Origin of the sequence: Mesorhizobium sp. M5C.F.Ca.ET.164.01.1.1 (assembly GCF_004792125.1) — a bacterium.
Taxonomy (GTDB): domain Bacteria; phylum Pseudomonadota; class Alphaproteobacteria; order Rhizobiales; family Rhizobiaceae; genus Mesorhizobium; species Mesorhizobium wenxiniae.
In genome coordinates, this window is sequence record NZ_SRTG01000455.1 from 1 (window position 1) to 305 (window position 305).

Genomic DNA, 305 nt, shown 5'->3' on the forward strand with positions numbered 1-305 from the left:
GCCAAACCCGATCGTCCAGAAGCCCGTATTTTCATCCTTGCCGTCGCTGTGTCTGGCTACCATGCTGCCTCCCCTGCATCAGGGGTAGAACAGCACAAGCGGCCCGTTTGTTCCTGCAAAAATTGCGCGCGATTTATTGGGCCGCAGCACGCATGCGCCGTCAAAAAACTGCGGAACCATACCGGAAAGCTCACGTTGTTCTGACAGGAGGGCCGCCGTGTCAAACGGACATGATGGCGCTGAAGAACATCGGGGTTTTTCCGTTTTCTCCCGGTGGCCAACGAAACGGCAGTCGAGCTTCTTAC

At 56.4% G+C, this 305-nt stretch carries 1 protein-coding gene; it reads right to left on the reverse strand.

Annotated elements, in window-relative coordinates; genetic code table 11:
- Window positions 1-78: 78 nt before the first annotated feature.
- Window positions 79-305: hypothetical protein (locus tag EN807_RS36250; RefSeq protein WP_135938074.1), on the reverse strand; the 227-nt coding region annotated here is incomplete at its 5' end.